This window comes from Streptomyces sp. NPDC059853, from assembly GCF_042731495.1.
In the GTDB taxonomy this organism is placed as follows: Bacteria; Actinomycetota; Actinomycetes; order Streptomycetales; family Streptomycetaceae; genus Streptomyces.
In genome coordinates this window covers 1-2888 of sequence record NZ_JBHWJL010000450.1, presented here as the reverse complement: position 1 = coordinate 2888, position 2888 = coordinate 1, and the positions used below count along the sequence as shown (strand labels likewise).

Sequence of the window (2888 nt, the reverse complement as noted above, 5' to 3'; positions counted from 1 at the left end):
GACGGAACGCGCGGAACGCGCACCGGTCAGGAACAGGCCCGGCCCGGGCGCGACAACCCACACACCCGCCGGGGCGGCAACCCCGGCGGGCGGCGGGCGCCGCCGTGGCCGTGGGTGGTCAGGACGGCGGGTGCGGTGTGGGTGCCAGCCGGGAGGCGTCTCCCGGCGGAGCCGGACGGTGCGGGGCCCCGCGCGGTGGTACGGGCGGAGGCGGGCACGGTGGTACGGCGGCGGCCGGGAAGCCGGGGGGCGCGGGAGCGGGCGGCAGGCCCGGCGGGACCACGGCGGGCGGCAACCCCGGCGGTACGGCGGCGGGCGGCAGGCCCGGCGGCACCGCCCCGGGCGGCGACCCGGGTGGTGGGGGCACGGCGGCGGGGGGCCATGGGGTTGCGGCGGGGCGGGTCGCCAAGGCGGTGCCCGGCGCAGCCTGGGCGGTGCCCGGCGGGAGCTGGGCCGGTGGGGCCGTGCCCGGGCCGGTCCCGTTCCGTCCCGGCTCGTCCGGGCGGCGCAGTTTCGCGAGTTCCGCGTTGAACTGGGCGCCCGCCAGCAGGGAGAGGTTCGTCAGCCACAGCCACACCAGGAAGACGATCACCCCGGCCAGCGGCCCGTACAGCCGGTTGTAGGTGCTCACGTGCGAGGCGTACAGCGCGAACCCGGCCGACGCCCCCAGCCACAGCACCACCGCCAGCGCGCCGCCCGCCGCGCCGCGCCCCAGGGCGCGGCCCGCCGGCGGGCCGGTGCGGAACAGGACGAGGACCAGTCCGGCCACCAGCACCATCAGCAGCGGCCACTTCAGGGCGCTCCAGCCCGCCGCGACCGCCTCCCCGGTGCCCAGCGCCCGCCCCAGGGTGCGGACCGCCCCGCCGGTGAGGATCAGCGCGGTCGCCGAAACGATCAGCAGGCCCAGCAGCCCGAGCGCGGTGAGCAGCGTGCGGTGGATGTGCCGCCAGGTGGGCCGGTGGTCCTCCACCCCGTGCATGGCGTGCTGGACGCGCCGGAAGACGCTCAGATAGTTGTAGGCGGAGACCACCGCGCTGACGGTGGCCACCACGATCAGCAGCCAGGCCGCCTGGCGCTGGTCGGCCAGGTCGAGCAGCGCCCGGTGCACGTCGCCCCGCGAGTTGGCCGGCACCAGCGCCGTCACATGGCCGATCAGTTCGGGGGCGGCGCCGGGGAAGGTGAGGCTCATCACCGACAGGGCGACCAGCAGCCCGGGGAAGATGGCGAGGACCGTGTAGTAGGTGAGGGCCGCGGCCCAGTGGTCGATGTCGTCGCGCCACAGCGACACCGGGGTGCGCCGCAGCGCCTTGCCCCAGTTCTTGGGCGGACGCCGGTGGACGTTCCGTCCCCCTCGTGTACCGCTCATCGCTCACCCTGCCTGTCGTACGGCCTCGACCAGGGCGCCCAGCGCCCACCCTACGCAGGATAGGACCAGCTCAGCGGCGCAGACGCCGCCCGTCTCCCCGTTCTGGTGTTCTCCGGGTCGCGGCCCGGGCCGGGCCGCCGCCTGGACCATGTGCAGGGTCCAGACCACGAGCCCGGCCACGATGACGCCCACGGCCGGTGTCCTCCGCTGCGTCCAGTGACGTACGGGACGGGTCACCGCACCCGCGCCTCCTCCTCCGTGTCCTCCTCGTCGGGCAGCCGTACGTCCACGATGGAGAGGTTGACCTCGACGACCTCCAGGCCGGTCATGCGCTCGACGGCCGCGATGACGTTCTCCCGCACCTCGTGCGCGACCTCGGTGATCGGTACCCCGTACTCGACGACCACATCGAGGTCCACGGCCGTCTGCTTCTGTCCGACCTCGACCTTCACGCCCCGGCTGGCGTTGTTCCTGCCGCCCGGCACCCGGTCGCGGACCGCGCCGAGGGTGCGGCTCAGCGACCCGCCGAGCGCGGCCACGCCGGGCACTTCCCGGGCGGCGAGTCCGGCGATCTTCTCCACCACGCCGCCGGCGATGGAGGTGCGGCCCCGGCTCGCGGCCGGCTCTTGCGTACCGGTGGCGCCCTCGGCGAGGCTGGTGCCGCCGTCGGTCGTCCGGTCCGCCGTCCGGTCCTGCTCGTCGCTCCCGTCGCGCTCCGTCGCGGGGCCCGGAACAGTGCTCGGGGAAACTGTCTTCGCTGCCATGGCGTACCTTCCCGTCATGCGGTTCGTCGTGCTGACATCAGGTTGGACACGGCGGAGGGAGAATCGTCACGCGGTCGCGGCGGATTTTTTTCGGAAGGGGGCGGTGCGTGTCCGGGCACAGCCTTGACCGGCACGACGACGCGCTGCTCGCGGTGCGGGCGGGAGAGGGTGACGAGGATGCCTTTGAGGTGCTGGTACGGCGGCACGGTCCGGTACTCCTGCGGCTGGCCGAGCAGTTGCTGGGCGGCTCGGCCGAGGCGGAGGACGCCGTTCAGGAGGCGCTGGTGAGCGCCTGGCGGCGGCTGCCGGAGTTCCGCGGCGAGGCCGCGTTCGGCAGCTGGATGTACCGGATCGTCACCAACCGCTGTCTGAACGTCCTGCGGGCCCGGCGCCCGCTGACGCCGCTGGAGGCGGTCGCGGAGCCGGCGGCGCCCGAGCGGCAGGCGTCCCCCGAACGGGCCGTGGAGACCGGGGCGGCGGTGCACGCGCTGCGCGACGCGCTGGGCGGACTCTCCCCGGAGCAGCGGGCGTGCTGGGTGCTGCGGGAGTTCCACGATCTGAGCTACGAGGACATCGCGCGGGCGGTCGGGATCAGCCCGCAGGCGGTACGCGGCCGGATATTCCGGGCCCGGCGCGCCCTGACGGAGGCGATGGCGGCATGGCGGTGAACCACGGGGCCGGCGAGGAGCCGGAGGACGAACTGCTGCCCTGCGGGCAATCGCTGATGGAGCTGTGGGAGGACCCCGGCAGACCGTGGG

The 2888-nt window shown here is 75.1% G+C and carries 3 protein-coding genes; 1 reads left to right on the top strand and 2 read right to left on the bottom strand.

Annotated features, from left to right (window positions below):
- Nucleotides 1-118 precede the first annotated feature (118 nt).
- Nucleotides 119-1366: a YihY/virulence factor BrkB family protein gene (locus ACFV5N_RS26580; RefSeq protein WP_385604716.1), complete on the bottom strand. Its 1248-nt coding sequence runs from the start codon at nt 1364-1366 to the stop codon at nt 119-121.
- A gap of 233 nt (nt 1367-1599) precedes the next feature.
- Nucleotides 1600-2130 (bottom strand): Asp23/Gls24 family envelope stress response protein, encoded by a 531-nt coding sequence (locus tag ACFV5N_RS26575; protein ID WP_385604713.1) that lies wholly within the window; start codon nt 2128-2130, stop codon nt 1600-1602.
- A 107-nt stretch (nt 2131-2237) separates the two neighbouring features.
- Here ACFV5N_RS26575 and ACFV5N_RS26570 point away from each other — a divergent pair, with 107 nt between their 5' ends.
- Complete coding sequence (locus ACFV5N_RS26570; protein WP_385604710.1) at nt 2238-2798, top strand: RNA polymerase sigma factor; 561 nt, start codon at nt 2238-2240, stop codon at nt 2796-2798.
- Nucleotides 2799-2888 lie beyond the last annotated feature (90 nt).

Excerpts from the sequence above, each read along its gene's own strand:
- ACFV5N_RS26580 (WP_385604716.1), bottom strand. The coding sequence starts at position 1,366 with ATGAGCGGTACACGAGGGGGACGGAACGTCCACCGGCGTCCGCCCAAG.
- ACFV5N_RS26575 (WP_385604713.1), bottom strand. The coding sequence starts at position 2,130 with ATGGCAGCGAAGACAGTTTCCCCGAGCACTGTTCCGGGCCCCGCGACG.